Annotated in this window: 1 protein-coding gene; it reads right to left on the minus strand. The window is 71.2% G+C overall.

Annotated elements, in window-relative coordinates; genetic code table 11:
- On the minus strand, positions 1-4,804 hold a 4,804-nt coding region (locus K8V84_RS12385; protein ID WP_304074313.1), incomplete at its 3' end, for a type I polyketide synthase.
- Between the last annotated feature and the right edge of the window lie 413 nt (positions 4,805-5,217).

The raw sequence follows: 5,217 nt of genomic DNA on the forward strand, positions 1-5,217 counted from the left end.
GTTCCGTGTTCACGAGGGTGTCTCCGGCGGTCTCCACACCGGTGACGGTGCCGGAGGCGTAACGGATCCAGGGGCGGTCGGTGGTGAGCCCACCTCGCGCGTACACGTTGACCTCGCGCCGGCCTCGCCCGTCCTGGGCGGCGACGAGCACCTGAAGCTCCGCCGTCCCCTCTCGCCCCAGCGTCAGGGGCGCCTCCAACACCAGGTCGGCGACGATGTCGGCGCCCACCCGTGCTCCCGCTCGGGCGACCAGGTCCACGATCGCGGTGCCGGGCACCATCACCCGGCCCAGGACCCGGTGGTCCGCGGTCCATGGCTGTCGGGCGACGGAGATCCGCCCGTGGAACACCGCGCCCCCGTCGGCCAGGGAGAGTCCGTCGTCCAGCAGCGGGGTCGCCGCCTCCTCCGAACGGACCTCGGGCCCACGCGGCGAGAGCCAGTGGCGGGAACGCCGGAAGGGGTCGTCCGGCACGGTGACCGGGGCGACCTCGTCGGCCACCCCCTCCAGTAGCACGTGCGCGTTGGTGCCGCTGATCCCGAAGGAGGACACCGCCGCCCGCCGGGGCCGTCCGGTGTCGGGCCAGGGGGTCTCCTCGGACAACAGGCGCACCCCGCTGCCCCGCCACTCGACCCGGTCCGTGGGTTCCTCGACGTGCAGGGTTCGCGGCAGACGACCGTGGCGCAGCGCCTCCACGGTCTTGATCACGCCTGCCACCCCCGCCGCCGCCTGGGCGTGGCCGATGTTGGACTTGAGCGAGCCGAGCAACAGGTCGTGCTCCCGGTCGTGTCCGTAGACCGACATCAGGGCACGGGCCTCGATCGGGTCGCCGAGTCGGGTCCCGGTGCCGTGCGCCTCGACCGCGTCGACCTCGCCGGGGGCGAGCCCGGCGGCGGCCAGGGCCTGCCTGATCACCCTCTCCTGCGCCTCCGGGTTGGGGGCGGTCAGACCGTTGGAGGCCCCGTCGGAGTTGACGGCGCTGCCGCGCAGCAAGGCCAACACGGGGCGACCGTTACGGCGCGCCTGCGAGGCCCGTTCGAGCAGGAGCATGCCCGCCCCCTCCGCCCACGCCGTGCCTTCGGCACCGGCGCCGAAGGCACGGCAGCGTCCGTCCGCGGACAGGCCGCGCTGGGCGGAGAACTCCAGGAACATCCCGGGAGTGGCCATGACGGTCGCACCGCCGGCCAGCGCCATGGAGCACTCGCCCCGGCGCAGGGCGGCTGCCGCCTGGTGCAGGGCGACCAGTGAACCCGAGCAGGCGGTGTCGATGGTCAACGCGGGGCCGTTGAGACCGAGCACGTAGGCGATGCGCCCGGAGGCCACGCTCAGGGTGCTTCCGGTCAGCCGGTACCCACCGTCGGTGTCACCGGCCGGATCGGCCAACCGTGCGCCGTACTCGCCGGGCATCGCGCCGACGAACACTCCCACCTGCCTACCGCGCAGTTCCTCGGTGTCCAGGCCGGCCCGTTGGATCGCCTCCCAGGAGGTCTCCAACAGCAACCGCTGTTGGGGATCCATGGCGTCGGCCTCACGCGGGCTGATGCCGAAGAATCCGGCGTCGAAGAGGTCGGCGTCGTAGAGGAACCCGCCGTTGCGCGTGTAGGTGCGCCCGGGGGTGCCGGGTTCCGGGTCGTAGAGCGAGTCCAGGTCCCAGCCACGGTTCTCCGGAAAGGCCCCGATGGCGTCGGTCCCCTCCTCCAGCAACCGCCACAGCTGTTCCGGAGAGCTCACCCCGCCGGGCAGGCGACAGGCCATCGCGGTGATGGCGATCGGGTCGTCGTCGGCCGGTCCCACCGGCGCGGTCCCGGTGGAGGCCGCACGGCGCGGCGCGGCCCTCTCCCGCTCCCGGGCGGGCGGTTCCTCGCCCAGTTCCTCGGCGACGTGTCCGGCGAGCGCGGCCGGGGTGGGGAGTTCGAAGAGGACGGAGTCCTCCAGTCGGACACCGGTCTCGTCCTCGATGAGGTCGGCCAGTTCCAACAGCATGATGGAGTCGAAGCCCAGGTCACGGAACGCGCGTCGTTCGTCCGCGGGGTCCAACTCGTCCAGTTCCAGCACCTGGGCGCTCAGGGACGCCACCAGCCCGGAGGCGCCTTCGCCCGCACGGGGAACCGACCCGTCGGCCGGTTCGGGCGCGCCCTCCGACACCGCGGTGAGCGGTGCGGCCGGGGTGAGTTCGGGCCAGTGACGGGTGCGCTGGAAGGGGTAGGTGGGCAGGTCGATGCGGTGCGCACCCGACCCCCTGAAGAGGTTTCCCCAGTTCACGTCCAGTCCGGCGGTGAAGGCCTGGGCCGCCGCGGTCAGCAGCTGGGCCTCGTCCCCGTGGTCCCGTCGCAGGGTCTCCAGCACGGCGCCGCGCGTCTCACCGGACGCCAGCACACGTTCGATCCCGTGGACGAGGACGGGGTGCGGGCCGACCTCGACGAAGGTGTCGTGCCCGCCGGCCACCGCCTCGGACACGGCGTCGGCGAAGCGAACCGGATTGCGCAACCCCAGGTACCAGTACCGACCGTCCATGGCCGGCCCGTCCTCCCGTAGCTCGCTCCCGGTCAGCGTCGACAGGACCGGGATCCGGGCCGGACCCGGCGTGACGCCGTCCAACTGTTCGAGCAGGGTTTCCCGGACACGTTCGACGTGCGCGGAGTGCGAGGCGTAGTCGACGTCCACCAGGGCGGCGTGCACACCGTCGTCCACGCAGTGGTCCACGGCGGCGCGTACCGAGGCGGGATCACCCGAGACCACCACGGACTCGGGTCCGTTGACCGCCGCCAGGTGGAGGTCGTTCAGCGAGTCGATGAGCTCCTGGGCCTGTTCCGGGGAGAGCCCGAGGGAGGCCATGGCCCCACTGCCGCCGAGGGCGGTCAGCGCCCGGCTGCGCAGCGCCACCACCTTGGCGGCGTCGTCCAAGGTCAGCACACCCGCCACGTGGGCCGCGGCGATCTCGCCCTGGGAGTGACCGATCACCGCCCCGGGACGTACCCCCAGGGCCTCCCACACCCGGGCCAGCGCCACCATGACCGCCCACAGCACCGGCTGCACGACGTCCACTCGGGCTTCGGGACCGACGTATCGGGGCGCCCCCGGCTCCTCGCGCAGCACCCTGGTGAGGGACCAGTCGACGTAGGGGTCCAGGGCTCGCTCGCACTCACGCAGTCGCCGACCGAAGATCCGGGCGAGTCGACCGTCTCCGTCCAGGAGGGGGCGGACCATGCCCGCCCACTGGCCGCCCTGTCCCGGGAAGACCAGGACGGGGCCCCGACCGTCGCGTTCGCCCACCGGTACGCCGGAGGGACGGATCGACTCCAGATCGCGAGTTCCGTTACCGCCCGGGGCGAGGATGACCGCGCGGTGCTCCATGACCGTGCGGGTGGTCGCCAGCGAGAAACCGACGTCCTCGGGCCGCAGACCGGGCCGCTTGGACACGAAGGAGTGCAGGACCGAGGCCTGGGCGCGAAGCGCCTCCTCGGAACGGGCCGAGAGGACCCAGGGCACGGGGTCGAGGGCGCCCTCCCCCGGCGCCTGGCCGGAGGTCTCGGGGGTGCGCCGAGGCGGCGGGGACAGGACGAGGTGACAGTTGGTCCCGCCCATGCCGAAGGAGGACACCCCGGCCAGAGGGGTCTCGGTGGGCCAGGGTTCCCGGACGGTCTGCGGGGCCAGCCCCAGGCCCTCCAGGTCGATCTCGGGGTTGGGCGCGTCGAAATTCCTGGTGGGGGGCAACAGGCCGTGGGAGAGGCTGAGCACGACCTTGAGCAGGCCGACGATCCCCGCGGCGCCCTCCAGGTGCCCCACGTTGGTCTTGACCGAGCCCACCCGCAGGGCGCTGGAGCGCTTGGTGAAGACCGATCCGAGCGCGGCGGCCTCGACCGGGTCGCCGGCAGGGGTGCCCGTGCCGTGCAGCTCCACGTACCCCACGTGCGCGGGGTCGATCCCGGCCCTGCGGTGGGCGGCGCGCAGGACCTCCGCCTGACCTTCGGGTTCGGGCCGGGCCAGGAAGGAGGTGGGACCGGAGTTGTTGACCGCTCCACCGGACAGAACGGCGTGGATGTGGTCACCGTCCGCCAACGCTCGGTCGAACGGTTTGAGGACGACCACGGCCCCGCCCTCACCTCGGACGTAACCGTTGGCGCGTGAGTCGAAGGTGTAGCAGTGGGCGTCCGGTGACAGACCACCGAACCGTTCCACGTGATCGGTGCTCCCTGGCAGCAGGATGAGGTTGACGCCGCCGGCCAGCGCGATGTCGCACTCGCCGTTGCGCAGGCTCTCCATCGCCGTGTGCACGCTGACCAGGGAGGAGGACTGCCCGCTGTCCACCGTCATGCTCGGTCCGCGCAGACCGAGCGTGTAGGAGACACGGTTGGCGATCATGCCGCGCTGACCACCGGTCAGGCTGTGGTGCGAGGCGGGCTCGTCCCGAAGCAGGAGGGAATAGTCCGAGGAGATGGCACCGGTGAAGACCCCGGTCCTGGTGCCGTGCAGGCTGTCGGGGGCGGTACGCGCGTTCTCGACGGCCTCCCAGCTCAGTTCGAGCATCAGCCGCTGTTGGGGGTCCATGGCCACGGCCTCGCGCGGGGAGACACCGAAGAAGGCCGCGTCGAAGTCCTCGGCGCGGTCCAGGTAACCGCCCCAGCGGTGGTCCCGTTCGGCGGAGGTCCACCCCAGACGTTCGGGCGGCGGAGAGATGGACTCCCGTCCCTCGCACAGCAGCCGCCAGAAGGCCTCCGGCGACGAGGCGCCTGGCAGACGACAGGCCAGCCCCACCACCGCGATGGGTGAGCGGGAGGGGGTACCACTTCGAGGGTCCCTGGTCATCGCGTTCCTCCGGTCGAACTCGACGTCCTCACCCGGGCGGGTCCTGGCCCGAGGCGAGTCACGGCTCGGCTTGAAAGTCTCGTGAAGGTGCACGCGCACTGCCCTTTAGGCGCAGTTCAGGGTGGGTTCGACAGACACGAGACCCCTCGACCGAAACCGGTGAACGCTCCGGAAATCGATCACAGGGAAAATCAAGCCGCACACGGCCCGATTAACACTTCAACCACACGTTCCCCACCCATGGTTTCGAGCCGCCCGCAGAGTGGATGCTATCTGCGATTCAGGACAGAAGACAACGGAACACTAGTTTTCGGTCATTCCAACGCGAGCATTCAGACCCTGGCACAACCGGTAATTTCACGACACTGTTACCAAAAAGAAATGCCCGATGTCCATGGACATCGGGCACTACG

Source organism: Nocardiopsis listeri (assembly GCF_020741345.1).
GTDB lineage: Bacteria > Actinomycetota > Actinomycetes > Streptosporangiales > Streptosporangiaceae > Nocardiopsis > Nocardiopsis listeri_A.